Below are 17,068 nucleotides of genomic sequence, written 5' to 3'. Positions count from 1 at the left end.
CGCGACCGACTGTTAGAAATCTGTCCCACGATCGCGCCGGCGGAGCCTAGGGGATGCGGGCGATGACCTTGATCTCGAAGTCGAAGCCGGCGAGCCAATTGACACCGACTGCGGTCCAGTTCGGGTAAGGCGGCTTGCTAAAAATCTGTTGCTTGACGGTCATGATCGTTGCGAACTGGTTCTCGGGATCCGTGTGGAACGTCGTCACATCGACAAGATCGTCGAATGTGCACCCGGCCGCATTCAGCGTCGCCTTGAGGTTTTCGAAGGCCAGTTGGACCTGGCGTTCAAAGTCGGGTTCCGGCGTTCCGTCGCTACGGCTGCCAACCTGGCCGGATACGAACAATAGGTCACCGGATCGAATGGCGGCCGAATAACCGTGTTCCTCATAAAGAGCGTGCCGGTTTGCGGGAAAGATTGCTTCGCGCTCTGTCATCTTTGATCTCGCCTTGTTGTCATTTGACCGCATCCAATGAGCGGAGGCGACGCTTCAAGCGCTTTCCATGCTCACTCGTTTCATGTACGGTGCGTATGTGAAATAGCCGAAATGCGCGTCGTATGTCAAGTTCATATACGAGGCGTATATGAATTTGAGGGCAAGATGGCGAAACGGCGTGTCGAGACGATGGAGGAAAACCGCGTCAAGCTGATCGCGGCGGCGCGAAAAGCCTTTGCCGAAAAGGGATATTCCGCTGCTTCAATGGACGAATTGACAGCCGAAGTCGGGCTCACGCGAGGGGCGCTTTACCACAATTTTGGCGACAAGCGCGGCCTCTTGGCCGCGGTCGTCAACCAGATCGACTCCGACATGGCTTTGCGCGCGCAGGAGATCGGCGCCCGTGCGACAGACCCTTGGCAAGGCTTGCTGGCCGAGGGTGCCGCCTATATCGAGATGGCACTTGTCCCAGAAGTGCAACGCATTGTTCTGCTCGACGGACCTGCTGTCTTGGGCGATCCATCGCAATGGCCGAGCCAGAGCAGCTGTCTTCAGGCGACAAAGCGCACAGTTGAGCGGCTGACCGCGCAGGGGATACTCAAGCCGGTGGACGCGGAAGCCGCCGCCCGGCTTCTCAGTGGCGCTGCGCTCAATGCCGCCCTCTGGATTGCCGCCAGCGACGATCCGCAGGGCGTATTGCCGAAGGCTGTAGCCGCTTTCCACGCACTGGCCACGGGCTTTCTCATGAAACCCGCGTAGGGTCCCGGGCCAATTCAATGGCGCGAAATTTGTGATTTTGGTGCCACGAAACTTCGCGTGGCACCGCACCACATCGCTCCCTTGCGTCATCACCAACCGGCAACGCTGCCGGCCTCATGTGGTCCCGCTTGGTTTGTCATACAGTTATCCTTTGGACCCTGAGCCCAAAGCCGCCTGCAGGTGCGGGGGTCTTCAGGATTGGGATAAGGATCGCTGTCGCGAGGGTGGCCACAAGGCAGTCTGTGACCGGAAAGGCAAACCAGATCGCCGTGCTGTCGCCGAAGACCCCAAAGCAGACAATCAGCAGCGGGCTAAGCGCAAACGGCTTGACGAGCGTCAGCACCGCCGCTCTCCCAGGCTGGCCCGCGGCCTGGAAATAAAGCGCGAACACCAGAATGGGCCCGGTAAAGAGATAAAGAGAAACCATCGGCCGCAGGATTGCGCCGACTTCTGCGACGACAGACGCATCCTGCGCAAAGCCCGCGCCGATCCTGCTGCTTGCGCTCAGCAAGATGAGTTCGACCGCGACGCAATAGAAAAACGCAACGCTTACTGCGAGGCGCAACATTCTGTCCGAACGCTGATAAAAACCGGCTCCGACATTGTTGCCGACGATGCTTTGCGTGGAGAGCGCGATCGCCATGAGTGGCAGGAAGGTAAAGCTGAAAATGCGCATGACGATGCCATAAGCAGCAGCAGTGTCGGCGTAGCTGGCGCCGGCGGTCAGCCGCAATGTCGCGATCACCGCGGCCGCAACCAGTGCGATGCCGATGAAGCTCAGGCTCAGCGGCATGCCGAGGAGCACAATGGGCCGCCAGCCACCGGCCCAACTATGCGCCCCAAGCGAAGCGAGCGGTATCATCCAAACGCCGTGTAGCCGCATCCCGACCAGGAGTGCCAATCCAAGGGCCTGGGCCAGCGCCGTGCCCAACGCCGATCCGGCAATGCCAAGATCGAGCTCGACGATCAACACGTAGTTGAACGCGATATTGGCGAAGGTTACCCCGACCGACATCAATGCCATCAGGCCCACGCGGCCTTCGTTGCGGCAAGCATCCGCGTGCAGCCCCAGCAGAAACTGCACAGGCGTCGCGCAGATCATGATCAGGAGGTAGCGATACGACATTTCGGCGATGTTGCCTTCGGTGCCTGCTATGTGGCCGGTGGCGGTGCGCCCGCCCACAAGGAAGGCAAAGATCAGCACCAGCGCCATCGCGAGCGCGAGACCGTGGGCCCGTGCAAATACTGCCGCCGCCATGTCTCGCGCACCTGCGCCTAGATGCCGGGCAAGCAGGCTGGACATGCCGCCGCTGACAAGCGTCGACAATGCGATGGTGACCATCGCCGCTGGAAAGACGATGCTGACCGCAGCCAGGGCATCGGCACCAATGAAATGCCCGAGGATGGCGGCATCAACCACGGTCAATAGTCCGCTCATCATCATGACAAGCATCATCGGCAAAGCATTGGTAATAAAGAGCCGCCCGATCGGAGCGGTCAGGAACGGATTTTGCTGTGCGTGTCCGGACGACATCGCTCACTCCTCAAATGAGGCATTTCGCATTTGACAGGGAGCCTGCTTTGCCTACCGACGAAATGCTTCGAGGGTGAGAAGATGAGTATCGTCGGGCTTCACCGTGACTTGCGTCCGCAGGCGGCAGGTGCCCGATACCTTAGCCGAGCTTTATCCGCCTGCCGGTCCCGATGTCAAATTCTTAGATCTATCAAGGCGGCCGGTCCGGCGCTTCTCAGCCACGCTGCTTTGAACTTGTTCGCTGTGTTGACGCATCAGACCCGCTCCCCATTGCGCTGATTGTGACGTGGTGCTGCACTATTGATTGGGACAAATGTGCGAAGCTTTGAGACTTTGAGAGTTCGCCGTTGCACTCTGATACTGTAAGTTGACTTCGGCATGATTTTCCGCCTACTTCAACTTAGGATCGTGTGGAAATCTGATAGAGGTCGAGCGATTGGATTCAGGCGGCGAACCACAGTCGACGATCTTCCGCCTGCGGACATTTGGCGGTCTGGAGTTGCTCGATGAGCATGGGCACGCCATCCCGTTCCCCGCAAAGGCGCTTGTGATCCTCGCCTACCTTTTTTCCACAGGCCGTCGGACCGCCACGAGAATGGAGGTTGCGGAGCTGCTTTGGGGCAGGGGAACGCCATCGGTCGCTTTCACCAATCTTCGCAGGTTGATCTCGCGGATCAGAGGTCGTCAATCCGAGCTCAATGTGCATTTTCTTGTTTTTTCGAACCATGGGATCGAGCTCAAGTCATCCTCGATCACCTGCGATGTTTCGTTGTTTGGGATGGCCGAGCCTGAAGGCTCGTTCGATGAACTCAAGGTGCTTGTTGATCGGCTTCGATCGGCTTTTCTGGATAAAATCGACCTTCAAAATTCTTTGTTTGACCACTGGCTAGCGCAGCAGCGAGAGCGTCAGCTGATAGCTCTCGATCATGCCATGCGGCTGATGGCATCTCTGGCCAACACAGCTGACCAGCGTGCCGTCGTCCAACAGGCCGCGCTTCTCGTCTTTCTCACGGGCTCAAACGACCAGATCGCACCCAAATTTCTGCTGCAGGCCTACGAAGTGCAGGGAGAGGTTGAGCATCTCAAGCGCACGTTTGAACGGCGAAACGAGATGCTCGCATCCTGGATGAAGGAGAAACAATCGTTCCCGCCAGCCACGATCGCGGCGCGGGCGGCAAATGTCGAGATCATCAATCCCGCTGAACTGACGGAACATTCAAGGCCTAGCCTGCCGCGCCTGGCGTTGCTCCCGCCCAACAACTACAGCCGCGAACCCGCCGCAGCGATGATTGTGGCCTCGCTTCTGGAGGACATCACCATTGGCTTCTGTGTGCTGAATAGCGTTCAGGTGCTGGCACCTTACTCCGCCCTGCAGATAAGCCGCAAAACTGAAGACCAGCTCGCGATGCTTGAGCATCATGGCCTGACCTATGTGCTCGAGACACGGTTGAGCGGTGTGGACGAGGCGCTTTCCTTGTTCACACAGCTCGTGTTTCTTCCCACGAGCGAGATTGTCTGGGCGGAGCGCCTCAGCCTTGATGGCGCGCGTTTCGCGCAAAACAGGCGTGACATATCCGGGCGCCTGGCACTTTCGGTCGCGAGCGAAATCGAGCGCCACAGGATCACGCGCTCCAATTTCGATCGGAACCCGGCCGCGTATCACCGCTATCTGCTTGGACGGCGGTTTTTCGACCGCTTGACGCTGCCAAACCTGCGTCGTGCCCGAAAGGAGATGAAAGCGGTTTTGCAGGAAAGCGCCAACTTCGCGCCGGCGCTCAGCTCGCTTGCACGAACCTATTCGGAGGAGTGGCTTCTGACGGCGCGAGGCGAGGCGGTTTTGCTGAAGTCGGCTGAGGCCTATGCCTTGCAGGCCATTGAGACAAGCAGCGACATGGCGGATGGCTACCGCGAGCTTGGGGTGGCAAAGCTGCTGCAGGGTGCTCTCGACGAAAGTGTCGAGACTTTGCAACTGGCCGAGACGCTAAGCCCACATTACGCGGATATCATTGCCGACCACGCCGACGCCTTGGCCCACTGTTCGCGTCTGGATACCGCGTGTCGGACCATCGAGCGCGCCATCGAACTCAATCCCATAAGCCCAGATTCCTACCTGTGGACGGCGGCGGGCGCCTGCTACGGTCTCGGCCGTTTCGAGGCGGCGATTGGCTACATCGATAGAATGGCAGATGGCAGCCTCGCCGACCGGTTGGCGGCCGCGAGCTGGGCCATGCTCGGCCACCGCGACAAAGCACATGTATTCGTTACCAGAGTCCGAGAAACCCATCCCGACTTTGATGTCGAAAACTGGTTGTCGATCGTGCCGATTAAGGAAAAATGGCACAAAGACATCTATCGTGAAGGTCTCAAGAAGGCAGGCTTCTAGAAATTAAACCGAGCGGGGGGAATGTGCATGGCAAAACTTGCGATCTTAGGTTTCGCTGGCGAAGAGGGACTTTACATTGTTGACCTGGAGGCAGGGACCGTCGCGCCGATGACGGTGCCGGTCAAAGGCGCCCTTCAGACCGTCGTTGATCTCCAAAGGGCTGGAGGCACGGTGATCAAGGGCGTCAGCGTCGCGGTTTCCGTGACGTCGGCCGAGGACATCTCGAACGGCCGGTTCGACGGGTAAGGCGGTCCGGCCAGACGTCTTCACTGCGTTTGACGATGGTGCCCAGCGGCGGTGGCGCTTAAACGCGTGCGGCTGAGAAGCCCCATGGCATAGGGTTCTGCTGCTGCCTGGACGCAGAGCCTAAGCGAGTTCAGTGGCCCCGCCAGCAGGCGGGGCCAAAAGCTGCGACGTTACTTGTTGAGTGCGTCCTTCAGAGCCTTTGCCGGTACGAAGGACACCTTCCTTGCTGCCGCGACCTTGATGGTCGCTCCGGTTGCCGGATTGCGGGCTTCACGCTCAGGCGTGGCCTTAACCTTGAACTTGCCGAAGCCGGGCAGGGAGGTTTCGTTGCCGGAGACCGAAGCGGCGGAGATGGCTGCAAGCACGGATTCAACGACGGCTTTGCTTTGAGCCTTCGTCAGGCCATGCTCGCCGGCGATCTTTTCTGCGATTTCAGTTGTGGTGGTCAAAGGTTGTTCCTCCTCGTTTTTGACGAAAGGATACTTTGCCCGAATGGCGCCAATGTCATCGGTCTTGCGCAACAACTCCCGCCTCCTCAGGTGATTTTCCACAGATTGCCTTGGCAACATAGCCTTTCGCCCTCTTTCTGCGGGCGATTTGGAGAAGGATCGCAATGGCATCGGCCTCGGATGCGAAGTGATGGCTCATCTCCTGGCCGCGCGTACCGATGCGCCCCCAGGCGCGGATAAGGGAGATTTCGCCAAAGAGCGTCGGCTGTATCGAAAGCGCATAGTAGCGCGCCATGTTTCGGCTGGGATCTATCCGTTGAAAGTAGAGGTTGGAGCACTGCTGGGTCATGAACGCAGCATCGCGCGTCGGAGAATCCGCGTCCAATGAGAGTTTTGAATCGGTGGGGGCGAACCGATTCACGTCGTTGATGTGAAAGTTGGCGTCGCCGAGTCAAACCTCGACAGTTCCGCAAATGTCGACCTGAAAAGCGTCAAGGCCGCGCCTGCGGCAGCAGGCCGCGGCTTTGATAGTTGCTATACTAACCGCCCCGGAACGCCGGAGCTTGTGCACTCTGGAGGGATTTCATGGCTGGCCGGCAACTCACGAGGAAATCTCGTCCTCCGCAATCGGGAATGAACATTCGATGGCCGCGCCAATGAAGGCCTTGCGCGACAGCCCAAGGCTCTCCCCGCGCTCCAGCGCGGCGTGGCAGCGATTTCTGGCCCGTTCGTAGAACCATCCGCCTTGCGGCCATTCACTTAGATACTGCAGCGCATCCTCTGGTCCGTTGATACACCGCTCACCTTCTGGGCCGACCCTGACGGGGTGATCCCAATTGATACCTTGCATCTGCGTTGCCTCCGTTTCGCCGCAGAACGCTTATCTTGCAAGTTTGTTCCTTCCTCCGGCCAGGCTTTCGCGCCCCTGGCAATCGGGCATGCCTTCCATTGTCAGGTGGTCGCCCAGTCCTCAAGGCGCAAGCCAGGCACTCTTTCGAATTCCCGTCCATTGTTGGTGACCAGGATCAGTCCCTGTGAGCGGGCATGGCCAGCAATCAATTGATCGTAAGGTCCGATTGGCTTGCCGGCCCTGGCCAGCTCGGCTCGGAGTTGGCCGGTGTGTGCTGCCGCCAAGCGATCAAAGTTCAGAACGTCGAGCCTTGCCGCAAATCCTTCAACGACGTTGAGATTTCGCTCCGGCATTGCCGATTTTTCAGCGCCGAAAATCAGTTCCATAAGAGTGATCGAACTGATGCAGAGCTGCCCCTGGTGGCGGTTGAAAGCCTCGCGAACAGGCTCTGGACGATTCTTGATCGTGAAGATGCAGATGTTGGTATCGAGCATGTATTTGAGCATCAGAACGTCTCGCGCTCTTGCTGCTCGGGCTGATCACGATCCGCCATGAAGTCGGCGCTCGCCCGTTCGCCGTTGAACCAACTGTCCCAAGCTTCCCCGGCCGGGGTTATTATTCGAGTCCTTCCGACCGCCACGACATCGACTCTCTTGACATCGTCGGGTAGCGCCACGGCCTTCGGTAGACGGATCGCCTGGCTGCGATTGCTTTGAAATACGGAGCCCTGGTCCATCGATCACCTCTTGGGATATGGCTTAAGTATATCCCCATATAGGTCGTTGGCCGTGGATATGTCAAGGGGATATACTAGGCGGCGATCATGCTGACTCCCTATTGGTGGAACCCGGCTTCTCATCATCGGCGCGGCATGAGGCAAGTGCCCGGATCAACCCCGTCGTCTCTCCGCCATCAGGAGAAAGGCCAGGACACAGCACAGCAGGCCAAGGGACAATGGCAATCCCTGATGTCCGATCAGTTGCATCGCCAGTCCTGTGACGGGCGAGCCCACGATGCCGCCTGTACCCCATAGGATCGCGAAGGCAGCGTTGCCGGCGATCAAGGCTTGACCGGCGAAACGCTCGCCGAGTTGGATCAGCGACATGGTGTAGATCCCGAACGAGACCCCGCCGCAGACGAAAACGAGCGGCCAGATGAGCCACGAGTTGAAGAACCACGGCAGCAACAGGCAGCCGGCCAGCGATGCCACAGCACAGACCAGCATCGTCCGTCTCGAGCCAAATTGCTCTGCGACGCGCCCGAGCAAAATCTGCAACACGGCATTGCCTACGATGAAGCAGGTGATGAGCGAAGCAATGCGCTCTTCCGCGCTGCAGAGCGCTGCTCCGTAGACAGCAAACAAGGAAAGCAGGGTCTGCTCGAAAGCAGCGGCAGTGAAAACCGCGAACAATAGGAGCGGTGCCAGTGCGAAGAAGCCGCCGACCGATGTTGCCTCACCCTCATGCGGCATGTCGGGCAGGCGCGGCACGACCGCAAGCACGATTAGGCCGCAGAGAAGGAAGGCGACGATGCCGATCATGAAGGGCGGCCAGCCCTGCGTGCCAACCAGCCCGAGCGACAGGGGGCCGATGGCGAAGCCAGCCGACACGATCGATGAATAGAGGCCCATGATGCGGCCCCGGCGTGGCGCGGGCGTGATCGCGAGCAGCCAGGTTTCGCTGATCACGTAAAGCGGATTGGCGAAAAAGCCGAGCAGGAAGCGCAGTGGCATCCAGGCCCATACTTCCTGTGTCCAGCCAATCGCGATCAGGGTGAGCGCGGCCAGCATCGAACACAGGATCGCAAGCCGTGGCGCGCCCACCCGCCGGGTCAACGCGGGAATGAAAGGCGCGGATACAATGAAACCGAGCGGCGTCATCGCCGCCGACAGGCCGATCACGCCTGATGTCATTCCCTGCCGCTCCAGAATGAAGCTGAGCAGCGGATAGGTTAGCCCCTGTGCCACGGCGAACACCGTGACGGTCGCGATGATGCCTGCCATCGCGGCCCATGGGATCCGATCCTCGCGCGATATTGTCGTGCTTTCGGCAGTCATGAAGCATTCGCCTTATAAGGGGTTTGATACTTGCCAGAAGGACTTGGCGATCTCTGCCTCGAACTGCTGTCTCGTCAGACCGATGTCATCGATCAAATGAGGATCTTCCTTCAACTTTTGCTCAAGTTCCCAGCGAAAGCGTATCCGCTCACCCCAGGTAGCGATGATGCTTCGCAAGGTCGCCAGGCTGTAGTGTCGGCGCGACACTTCCGCCGGTTCCACGGGCATTGCCGGCCACGCTGCCTGAAGCAGGGTCGACGCAGAGGTGGGAATATCGTTCATGGCAACCTCCATATGGTTTGAGCGGCCAGCGGCCCTCGACCTGAAAGAGGATGGAGTCTGCCGGATACAAACGGCGTCGTAATTAAGGCCTCCCAAATAGTTCTCAAAAACTTCCAAACGGACTATAGATGCGCCGTATGCAGGGATCGCGCTTTGCTTTTGGTCCATTCGTGCTTGATCCGGATGCTGGAACGCTCCTTCGGAACGGTGATCCCGTTGCCGTTGGCCACCGCGGGCTAAAGCTGCTTGCAGCACTCGTCGGACGACCCGGCGAAATTCTTGGAAAAACCGAGTTGATGGATGCGGCGTGGCCGGGCACGGCTGTCGAGGAAGGCAATCTCACCGTCCAGATCGCGCAGCTGCGCAAGCTGCTTGGTCCCGCCGCCGACGGCGGTGAATGGATCTCGACGGTTCCGCGCGTCGGCTACCGCTTCACCAGGGCCATCGAGCAGCTGAGCGGCGCGATGCGAAAACCTTTGCCGCTGCCCGGCAAACCATCGATAGCCGTGCTGCCCTTCGTGAATATCAGCAACGACCCCGAACAGGAATCCTTCGCGGAGGGGTTGACCGAAGATCTGATCACTGACCTGTCCAGGATCTCCGGCCTTTTTGTCATCGCACGCAATTCGGCCTTTGCCTACAAGGGGAGGGCGATGGACGTGCGCGGGATCGCTGAGGATCTTGGCGTGCGTTACCTGCTGGAGGGCAGCGCTCGTCGCGCCGGCGAGCATGTGCGCATCAACGCCCAGCTGGTCGATGCGGTGAGTGGCGAACACCTATGGGCGGAACGCTTCGATCGCAGCCTGGAAGATATCTTTGCCGTTCAGGACGAGGTCACCGGCAAGATCGTGGAAGCCTTGCTCGGCCGGCTGCGCGCACCGCCGTCGCGCAACCGACCCAACAATATCGAGGCTTACGATCTCTGCGTGCGGGCGCGTAAGCTGATGGATGACACGCCGCAGTCGGCGCAGGAAGCGCATCTGATGCTCACGCGCGCAGTTTCGCTCGATCCTGATTATGCCGAGGCCTATCGCTGGCTTGCCATGAACCACTGGATGGGGTGGGTGCATTCGGGCGGACCCACCGAAGCTAGCCGTGGCACAGCGTTGGAAATGGCGCGCAAAGCCGTCGCGCTCGATCCCAACGATGCTGGCTGCCGCTGGGTGTTGGCTTACCTGCTTGCCTATGAGCGCAGCTTCGCCGAAGCCGATCGGGAATTTGCCACGGCGATCGAACTCGACCCGAACGAGGCCGACAGTTGGGCGGCACTCTCCGATGTCGCGGTCCTGGCCGGACGGGTGGAGGAGGGGCTTGAGCACATTCGCAAGGCGTTCCGGCTGAACCCGTTTCCGGCGAGTTGGTACTATCTGACGCTCGGCCAGGCCCAATACGCGGCTGGCGAGTACGAAGCCGCTGTCGAGACGCTGCGCAGGGACGAGACGTACCGTACAAGCTCGCGCCGTTTCCTGGCGGCAAGCCTTGCTCAGCTGGGCCGGCTCGACGAGGCACGCACAGAGGTCGAACTCTTCCTGGTTGGCAATCCGAGTTTCACAATCCACCACTGGGCGACGACCGAGCCATTCCGCGACGCTGCGACGCTTGCGCATTTCGTCGATGGCTACCGCAAGGCGGGGCTCCCGGAGTGACACGCGGGCGTGATCTCCCAAACCCGCCATTTACCCTTAGCGTGGAAAAAGCGGCGAGAGCCTTGCCGGTCTTTTTGCCGCTTGCTGTGGCCGTCAGACAGCCTCCATCGCCCGGTCGAAAACATCGGCGCGGTGCGGTTCTTGGCGATTACGCGCGGTCGCTGGTCAGACCGGTGGGTGAGGGTGCCGGGTGCCGCGAGGCTGGCCCGACCCCTCGATCAAGCGGGAAGACTTGCCGGCGCGAGTATTCCCGGTCCCCCGCCGTCGCTATTTTGAACCCGCTGTGGCGAGCCGGCCCAGCCGCGCCAACGAGACTCTGGCAACATTGCTGCCGACGCCTGGTGCGCTCAATACCCTGGTTATCCGCGGGGTTCCGGCTCGAAGTCCTCCAAGGCGGCATGGATCGCTTCGCGCAGTTCCTCTCCGGTAATGGGCTTGTGTAGAATACGAGCACGACTGGCGCTAACTTCCTTGAGGCGCGATGGCGAGGTATCACCGGTAACGATGATGGCCGGAACGCGGCGGCCGATGTGGTCGCAAAGGGTCTGGATCGCGTCCAGACCTGTGGCGCCATGCTGCAGGCGGTAATCGGCAACGATAAGATCGACCGGCGCGCTGCCGGCCACCAGGGCTTCGGAATGGACTCTCAGCACCTCCTCAGCAGACCGGCCGGCATAGATCCGATGCCCCTCCAGGGTCAGAAGCCGAACCATGGCGTCGGCCACCTCCTTCTCGTCCTCCACCAGTATGATACCGGCCGTGATGCCGACCGCGGGAGATGGCCGGCCGGATTGCAGGGGAGATCCTACCGAGCGAGCCCTCGGAACTGTAATCGAGAACATCGAGCCGCGCCCGGGCACGGAAACCAATCTTAAGGGATGTTGCAGCAGCTCGGCCGTGCGCCGAACGATGGCAAGACCCAAGCCCAGACCCTGTGTGCGGTCCCTTGCCGGATTCTGCAACTGCATGAATTCCTCGAAGACCATCGTTTGCTGATCGGCAGGAATGCCGGAGCCCGTATCCAGGACCTGGATTTCGACCGAATTGCCGCGCCTGCGGCAGCCAAGGAGGACGCCGCCCGCATTGGTGTAGCGAAACGCGTTCGACAACAGGTTGTTGAGGATCCGTCGGAGCATCATCGGGTCGCTGTCGATCAGCAAGTCGCTGTCGACGATCCGCCAGTCAAGGCCGCGCTGGTTTGCTTCTGCGGCGAACTCGTCGCGGAGATCGCGAAAGAGGTCGCGCAACGACACTGTCTCGTTCGCGATCGTCACGATGCCGGCGTCAAGTCGGGAGATATCGAGCAGCGCATTCAGCAGTCCGCCGAGATTGCTGACGGCGGATTTCGCCCTCGTTGCCAGATCGCGAGCATCGCCTGAGGCGACGTTTCCGCGCTGCCCCAATATTGCCAGTGTGGAAACAAGCAGGCTCAACGCATGGATCGGCTGGCGCAGGTCGTGGCTGGCGGCTGCCAGAAATCGAGTCTTGGCGCGGTCTGCTGCCTGTGCCCGATCACGTTCCTCTTGCAGGTGACCGACGAGGCTTTCGTTTTCCAGTCGCAGGCTGACGGTTTCACGCAACATCCGGTAGGTGATGCGACAGTAGTAGAAGTTGATTGCCACAAGGGAGGCGAGCAGGAACAGGAAAGCGCCGGAAATATCGCTGTCCGTCAGAATGCAGCGGACGGCGATCGGCAGGACCGTCACAAGAATTGAGCCGATGAGCGCGGGTGGAAAGGCTGAAAGAGACGGCACCGTGCCGCAGACCAGTCCAGCCAGAACGATAACCGTGAACGAAAGGACGATGGGCGCATCCGGAAGGAAGCCGACCCAGCCGAGCGTGCCCCACAGCAGACCGGACGCCCAGGTAAATGCTGCAGCGAGCCAGGCCCATCGCATGATGGACCGGGAATCCCTTGGGCGGCTGAAAAAACGGCGGGAGGCGAGCACACGCAAGATAATGAGCAGATAGAGAGCGCAAACCCATCCGGCGAGCCAACTCCCCGATACGGCATTGCGAAGGACGTACACGGCAGCGCCAGAAATGACGATGTTGGAGATCACCACGCCATAGGAGTTGCGATACAGAAGCTCGATGAGGGCCTGGCGGATCTTGTCTTCGTGCATTAGCCCTCTCCAGATGCCGGAGGGACATCATCCAGCGGCCCGTCCTAGGACGATTGATTTATCGGAAAACTGTTTCCCATACGTTGGCGGCCAAAGAATTTGCGCCGAAGCTTTCATTGAGGGTGGCCGGATGAACCACCCGCTCACGTCCCAAGAGGCGGGACTGTCGCATCTCTAACTGGCCTATATGTCGCATCTCTAAACTGCCGCTACACGATATGTGGCGGCCAGGTTGAACTGTCCGCCGTTGGGCAAAGTAGAAGTGTCCCATCCGGCGTCTTCAGCCATTTAGAAATGCGACGCTTCAGCTCGCAAGCCCCCGCCCGGAGCGGCTGGGGCGGGTTGCAAGGGAAGGGAAGAGAAGGGAACTGGCGGGTGATCTGCACCCATCTCCTTTGGCTTTGAGAGTGTGAATTCATCCGGTCATTCCGCCGCGTCGAGCGAGACAAAGCTTTCTCTCGTCGCGCAAGGACCACAGGATCATTCATGAAATCCATCTTCCAGCCAGGTTTGCGCCCCTGAGGCGTCAGGATTTCGATGGTCGTTTGAGATGGTCGTCGAAGGTCCGTAGCATGCAGGGCAGTCCTGCCACCGGCACGGCGCATTCGGCGGCGCAAGCGTCAATCCGCTGCTCGTCGGGCTTCTGACCGTCGCCTACGTCGCATTGAAGCGCTTCTCCGCCCGTTATGCGGTGGTCGGCATTCTGGGTACTCGGGCTTGCCTGCCTGCTCACGCAAGGTCGCGTCGATCTATCCGGCCTGAAGCTGGAATTCGCCGCTCCCGTCTTCACCTTGCCGGAGTTCTCGCTGAATGCGCTGATCTCGGTCGCGCTGCCGCTGTTCCTGATTACGCTGACCGGCCAACATATGCCTGGAATGCTGGTCTCGCGGAACGATGGGTTCAAGACGAGCGCCAATCCCATTGTGGCCGTGACGGGCTTCGGCTCGCTCATCTTGGCTCCGTTCGGCTCCAATGCCTTCAATATCGCGGCGATCGCCCTCGGCAAGGAAGCTCATGAAGACCGTCGAAGCGCTGGATCGCGGGCATTGCGGCTATCTCGATTCCCGCGCCAACGAAGACGTTGTTGCGGCCTTCGTCCAACGGGAAAGGCAGATCAATCCGGTGCATTTGCAGTGAACTTGAACCGCTGGCCAAGCCAGCCGGTGGGCGGCGCGCATGCCGGCATGATAGCCGACGAGGCTGAAACTCGTCTCACCGGCAATGAACGTGTCGAGCCCGACAATCGTACAGTTGTTATGTTCCGCCGGGTTTATCTTCCTTCTCGATTTGCCTTAGCGCCCCTTCAATCGTGGATTTGTACCGCACGCGAGGGGGACGCACATTGTGCGCAAACAGCATGCGGCGAGCCTGCGGAGAGGCGCCCGTGATGAAGAAGCGCACTCTGGCACGCCCAGCTTTGTGCACCGCGCCTTCAATGACACTGGCAGCAGTAGAATCGAGAAAGGAAACTGCCGAGCAATCGAGGATGAAGTTTCGCCGCTGGTCGGCGATGCGGTCGAGGATTGCGCCGACCGTCGTGGCAGCGGCGAAGAAGAATGCGCCGGAAATGCGGTAAATAACCGTGTCCGGATCGCTGGCGACTTCCGCGTGATAAGCCTCGCGCCCGCCATTTGCCTCGTCGGCGGTGTCGTCTAGCAGTGGAAGAGTGTGAGCTTCGACGGCGATCGTCTTCGACATACGGTCGATGAAGAGTACTGCTCCGAGCGCGAAACCCACGACGATGCCCTCTGTCAGGTCGCGGAAGACCACAAGCAGGAAAGTGACGAGCAGCACCAGTGCATCACCCCGCGAGGAGCGGATCAGCGCGACCACTGATTGCGTCTCGATCATGTTCCAGGCGACGACGGTGAGCAAACCGGCAAGTGCAGAGAGCGGGATGTAGCTCGCGAGCGGCGCGGCAATTAGCATAAAGCCGAGGAGGAACAAGGCATGTAGCATCCCAGAGATGGGGCCATGTGCGCCGGCTCGGACATTGGTCGCTGTGCGCGCGATTGTGCCGGTCGCACAGATGCCGCCAAACAGCGCTGAGGCTATATTGGCCAAACCCTGCGCTACAAGTTCGCAATTGGAACGGTGACGTCGTCCTGTCATGCCATCGGCAACGACGGCCGAAAGCAGCGACTCGATTGAACCGAGCAAGGCGAAGGCAACAGCATTCGGCAAAACGGCAAGTAAAAGTTCGTTGCTCATCGCGGGAATTGACGGCAGCGGTAGGCCGCGCGGAATGCCACCGAAGCGAGTTCCAATAGTGTCCACGGGCAAGGAGAAGACTGCCGCGACGAGCGAAGCGGCGGCGACGGCGAGCAGCATGCCTGGCCAGCCCGGCCGTAAACGTTTCAGGGCGAGGATGGTGCTGATCGTCAGTATTGCCACGGCAAGCGTTGAAAAATTGAACGTGGGCGCTGCGGCGGTCAGTGCGGCCAGCTTCGCCAAAAGTTCACCGGGTTCCGCGCCCGACAATCTCAGCCCGAACAGTTCTTTGATCTGGCTGGCGAAGATGATGACGGCGATACCGGCGGTAAACCCGATGGTCACCGGATAGGGGATAAATTTGATATAGGTGCCGAGCCGCATATAGCCGGCGGTCAGCATGAAGACACCCGACAGCGTCGTCGCCAGAAGCAGGCCATCCAGCCCGTGGCTGTGCACAGTCGCCGCTACGAGCACGATGAAGGCGCCTGCTGGTCCACCGATTTGGAAACGGCTGCCGCCGAGAGCGGATATCAGGAAGCCGCCGACAATCGCGGTGAAGAGGCCGCGTTCGGGGGAGACGCCCGAAGCAATGGCAATCGCCATGGAAAGCGGCAAGGCCACGATCGCCACCGTAAGCCCGGCGACCGCGTCGCTGCGAAATTGCGACCAGCCATACCCCTCGCGAAGCACGGTGACGAGTTTGGGTGTGAACAAATTCCAGAACGTTGGGGTAGAAAACTGTGCTGAGTCCGGCCTGCGGGCCGTTAATACCGTCTGCGTATGCCGCGATATCCCCATTTGTTATTCCGGCCCTTCGTTATAGGCGACGGGACGTCGACGTCACGGTCGGCGATTGCCGCCGTTGGAGAGAACTCCGCGTTTCACCTCTTCGCATCGACGGATGGACCCGGCTGGACTAGACGGACACCGCGCCCACCGCGCTCGCTCGGCTGGTTGTCGCCGATCAGCTCTACGCCGCAGGCATTGAGCGCTTCGATCACTCGCGTCAACGTTTCGATCACGCCACGCACAATACCTTCGCTGGCCTCCATGCGCTGGATCGTCGGTACTGACACGCCGGCCTTCTCTGCAAGCATCTTCTGGTCGATGCCGGCAAGGGCACGAGCGGCACGCATCTGTGCAGCTGTGATCATTCAGATTTATTCCATAGCTGTTAATCTAAACTAGTGACGCATTGAAGTTCATGTTTCAAGCCTAAATCTTGAGTCACCGACGATGCGCCGGAGATCGATCTCAACTGCTCGTTCGCTGGGTTCGCCTCCGGCGCTAAACCGCGATTTGATTTCGCGGGGTGATAGGGATAGAGGCACTTATGGGTTAGCAGCCGATGCCGAGAGCATCGCGGCGATCCGATAAAGACAAGCAGGCTACTACAGCGGAGCGAACATGAGCGACCAGAGCGATGACTACGTTTATGACGAGGCGACCGGCGAATGGCGGCCGGTTTCGGAAATCGCCGCGGAGGCCGCGCAGGCTGCGGAGGTTCGCGATGCGTCGGGTAATCCTCTTACCGACGGAGACTCTGTGGTCCTGATCAAAGACCTCAAGGTGAAGGGTGCCGGCCAGACCCTCAAACAGGGCACAGTCATCAGGTCGATCCGGCTCACCAACAACCCGGACGAGATCGACTGCCGGCACGACGCGATCAAGGGTCTGGTCCTGCGCACCGAGTTCGTCCGCAAGCGGTGACCGACAACATCAGTTGGCCGCACTTGCAGTCCTTGCGCAGTGTCCGAATTACCTCAGCCTCCGGCGTCGGTCGCGCGGGCACGCTGATGGGCCGTCTTCTAGATGGACGACTTCCCACTAGAAGCAGCTCAGAACGCTCTTCAAGAGCCACCCGTGGCTGAGCCACGGGGGCGGCGTTTTCGGCGGCCTTCCGGAAGATGCTGATAGAGCTCCAGCGCCTGATCTTCCTTGCCATAGATGAAGCGATAGATCGTCTCGGTGCAGACAGGCACGGCGCTCACGCCATCGGCGAACAGGCGACCGGCGATCTGTTCCGGTGACCACAGCGCCTCCAGCTGCTCGATGACCAGTGCGCGCAATTGCGGGTGCCGCATCAG

Annotated in this window: 18 protein-coding genes and 2 pseudogenes; 7 read left to right on the top strand and 13 right to left on the bottom strand. The window is 60.0% G+C overall.

Features of this window, described 5'->3' with window-relative positions; translation table 11 throughout:
* Positions 1-46 precede the first annotated feature (46 nt).
* Positions 47-436: a RidA family protein gene (locus ASD02_RS26695; RefSeq protein WP_057207791.1), complete on the bottom strand. Its 390-nt coding sequence runs from the start codon at positions 434-436 to the stop codon at positions 47-49.
* Between the two features lie 165 nt (positions 437-601).
* Here ASD02_RS26695 and ASD02_RS26690 point away from each other — a divergent pair, with 165 nt between their 5' ends.
* Positions 602-1,195 carry a TetR/AcrR family transcriptional regulator gene (locus ASD02_RS26690; protein ID WP_025431374.1) on the top strand — a complete coding sequence of 198 codons (594 nt, stop codon included), beginning with the start codon at positions 602-604 and terminating at the stop codon, positions 1,193-1,195.
* A gap of 136 nt (positions 1,196-1,331) precedes the next feature.
* Here the strand turns inward: ASD02_RS26690 and ASD02_RS26685 are convergent, their stop codons facing one another.
* A complete protein-coding gene (locus tag ASD02_RS26685) occupies positions 1,332-2,615 on the bottom strand; it encodes an MATE family efflux transporter (RefSeq protein ID WP_244494302.1) in 1,284 nt (427 codons plus the stop codon).
* Between ASD02_RS26685 and ASD02_RS40055 the strand changes: the two genes are divergently transcribed.
* The 3 genes from ASD02_RS40055 to ASD02_RS26675 all read left to right on the top strand — a co-directional run bounded on the left by ASD02_RS40055 (position 2,497) and on the right by ASD02_RS26675 (position 5,358).
* Positions 2,497-2,763 (top strand): hypothetical protein, encoded by a 267-nt coding sequence (locus ASD02_RS40055; RefSeq protein ID WP_244494303.1) that lies wholly within the window; start codon positions 2,497-2,499, stop codon positions 2,761-2,763. The two genes, ASD02_RS26685 and ASD02_RS40055, sit on opposite strands and share 119 nt — an antisense overlap.
* Before the next feature lie 402 nt (positions 2,764-3,165).
* Positions 3,166-5,112, top strand: coding sequence for a hypothetical protein (locus tag ASD02_RS26680; protein ID WP_244494301.1), 1,947 nt, complete (start codon positions 3,166-3,168; stop codon positions 5,110-5,112).
* A 27-nt stretch (positions 5,113-5,139) separates the two neighbouring features.
* Positions 5,140-5,358 carry a hypothetical protein gene (locus tag ASD02_RS26675; protein WP_057217371.1) on the top strand — a complete coding sequence of 73 codons (219 nt, stop codon included), beginning with the start codon at positions 5,140-5,142 and terminating at the stop codon, positions 5,356-5,358.
* A gap of 170 nt (positions 5,359-5,528) precedes the next feature.
* On the opposite strand, the gene ASD02_RS26670 is transcribed toward ASD02_RS26675, so the two are convergent.
* The 7 genes from ASD02_RS26670 to ASD02_RS26640 all read right to left on the bottom strand — a co-directional run bounded on the left by ASD02_RS26670 (position 5,529) and on the right by ASD02_RS26640 (position 8,941).
* Entirely contained in the window at positions 5,529-5,807 is a 279-nt protein-coding gene (locus ASD02_RS26670) for an HU family DNA-binding protein (protein WP_025431370.1), read from the bottom strand.
* Between the two features lie 55 nt (positions 5,808-5,862).
* Positions 5,863-6,228 (bottom strand): WGR domain-containing protein, encoded by a 366-nt coding sequence (locus ASD02_RS26665; RefSeq protein WP_244494300.1) that lies wholly within the window; start codon positions 6,226-6,228, stop codon positions 5,863-5,865.
* A gap of 180 nt (positions 6,229-6,408) precedes the next feature.
* On the bottom strand, positions 6,409-6,657 hold the full coding sequence (locus ASD02_RS26660) for a DUF982 domain-containing protein (RefSeq protein ID WP_025431368.1): 249 nt from the start codon (positions 6,655-6,657) through the stop codon (positions 6,409-6,411).
* A gap of 101 nt (positions 6,658-6,758) precedes the next feature.
* On the bottom strand, positions 6,759-7,163 hold the full coding sequence (gene vapC, locus ASD02_RS26655) for a tRNA(fMet)-specific endonuclease VapC (protein WP_057207748.1): 405 nt from the start codon (positions 7,161-7,163) through the stop codon (positions 6,759-6,761).
* Positions 7,163-7,393: a type II toxin-antitoxin system VapB family antitoxin gene (gene vapB / locus ASD02_RS26650; RefSeq protein ID WP_025431366.1), complete on the bottom strand. Its 231-nt coding sequence runs from the start codon at positions 7,391-7,393 to the stop codon at positions 7,163-7,165. The genes vapC and vapB overlap by 1 nt, the downstream gene beginning before the upstream one ends.
* 153 nt (positions 7,394-7,546) lie before the next feature.
* On the bottom strand, positions 7,547-8,713 hold the full coding sequence (locus tag ASD02_RS26645) for an MFS transporter (RefSeq protein ID WP_057217367.1): 1,167 nt from the start codon (positions 8,711-8,713) through the stop codon (positions 7,547-7,549).
* A 12-nt stretch (positions 8,714-8,725) separates the two neighbouring features.
* Positions 8,726-8,941 (bottom strand): DUF1127 domain-containing protein, encoded by a 216-nt coding sequence (locus ASD02_RS26640; RefSeq protein ID WP_057217409.1) that lies wholly within the window; start codon positions 8,939-8,941, stop codon positions 8,726-8,728.
* 191 nt (positions 8,942-9,132) lie between these two features.
* On the opposite strand from ASD02_RS26640, the gene ASD02_RS26635 reads away from it, so the two are divergent.
* Positions 9,133-10,641: a winged helix-turn-helix domain-containing tetratricopeptide repeat protein gene (locus ASD02_RS26635; RefSeq protein ID WP_057221407.1), complete on the top strand. Its 1,509-nt coding sequence runs from the start codon at positions 9,133-9,135 to the stop codon at positions 10,639-10,641.
* 359 nt (positions 10,642-11,000) lie between these two features.
* Here ASD02_RS26635 and ASD02_RS26630 read toward each other — a convergent pair whose 3' ends face one another.
* Positions 11,001-12,767, bottom strand: a complete 1,767-nt coding sequence (locus ASD02_RS26630; protein ID WP_057221392.1) for an ATP-binding protein — start codon at positions 12,765-12,767, stop codon at positions 11,001-11,003.
* Positions 12,768-13,365: 598 nt separating this feature from the next.
* Here ASD02_RS26630 and ASD02_RS37510 point away from each other — a divergent pair.
* Positions 13,366-13,821: pseudogene (locus tag ASD02_RS37510) on the top strand (benzoate/H(+) symporter BenE family transporter); the annotation flags it as partial.
* A 200-nt stretch (positions 13,822-14,021) separates the two neighbouring features.
* On the opposite strand, the gene ASD02_RS26620 reads toward ASD02_RS37510, so the two are convergent.
* Together ASD02_RS26620 and ASD02_RS26615 are read right to left on the bottom strand one after the other, a co-directional pair.
* Positions 14,022-15,779: a SulP family inorganic anion transporter gene (locus ASD02_RS26620; RefSeq protein WP_057221390.1), complete on the bottom strand. Its 1,758-nt coding sequence runs from the start codon at positions 15,777-15,779 to the stop codon at positions 14,022-14,024.
* Positions 15,780-15,862: 83 nt separating this feature from the next.
* Positions 15,863-16,135 (bottom strand): helix-turn-helix transcriptional regulator, encoded by a 273-nt coding sequence (locus ASD02_RS26615; RefSeq protein ID WP_057221389.1) that lies wholly within the window; start codon positions 16,133-16,135, stop codon positions 15,863-15,865.
* Positions 16,136-16,388: 253 nt separating this feature from the next.
* Between ASD02_RS26615 and ASD02_RS26610 the strand changes: the two genes are divergently transcribed.
* Positions 16,389-16,691, top strand: coding sequence for an alkylphosphonate utilization protein (locus ASD02_RS26610; protein ID WP_057207743.1), 303 nt, complete (start codon positions 16,389-16,391; stop codon positions 16,689-16,691).
* 170 nt (positions 16,692-16,861) lie between these two features.
* Here ASD02_RS26610 and ASD02_RS26605 read toward each other — a convergent pair.
* Positions 16,862-17,068 (bottom strand): annotated as a pseudogene (locus tag ASD02_RS26605) (IS30 family transposase); the annotation flags it as partial.

The sequence above is a fragment of the Ensifer sp. Root1252 genome, assembly GCF_001425885.1.
Classification (GTDB): domain Bacteria; phylum Pseudomonadota; class Alphaproteobacteria; order Rhizobiales; family Rhizobiaceae; genus Ensifer; species Ensifer canadensis.
The sequence above is the reverse complement of the archived record's forward strand: the minus strand, read 5'-3'. Positions and strand labels throughout refer to the sequence as shown.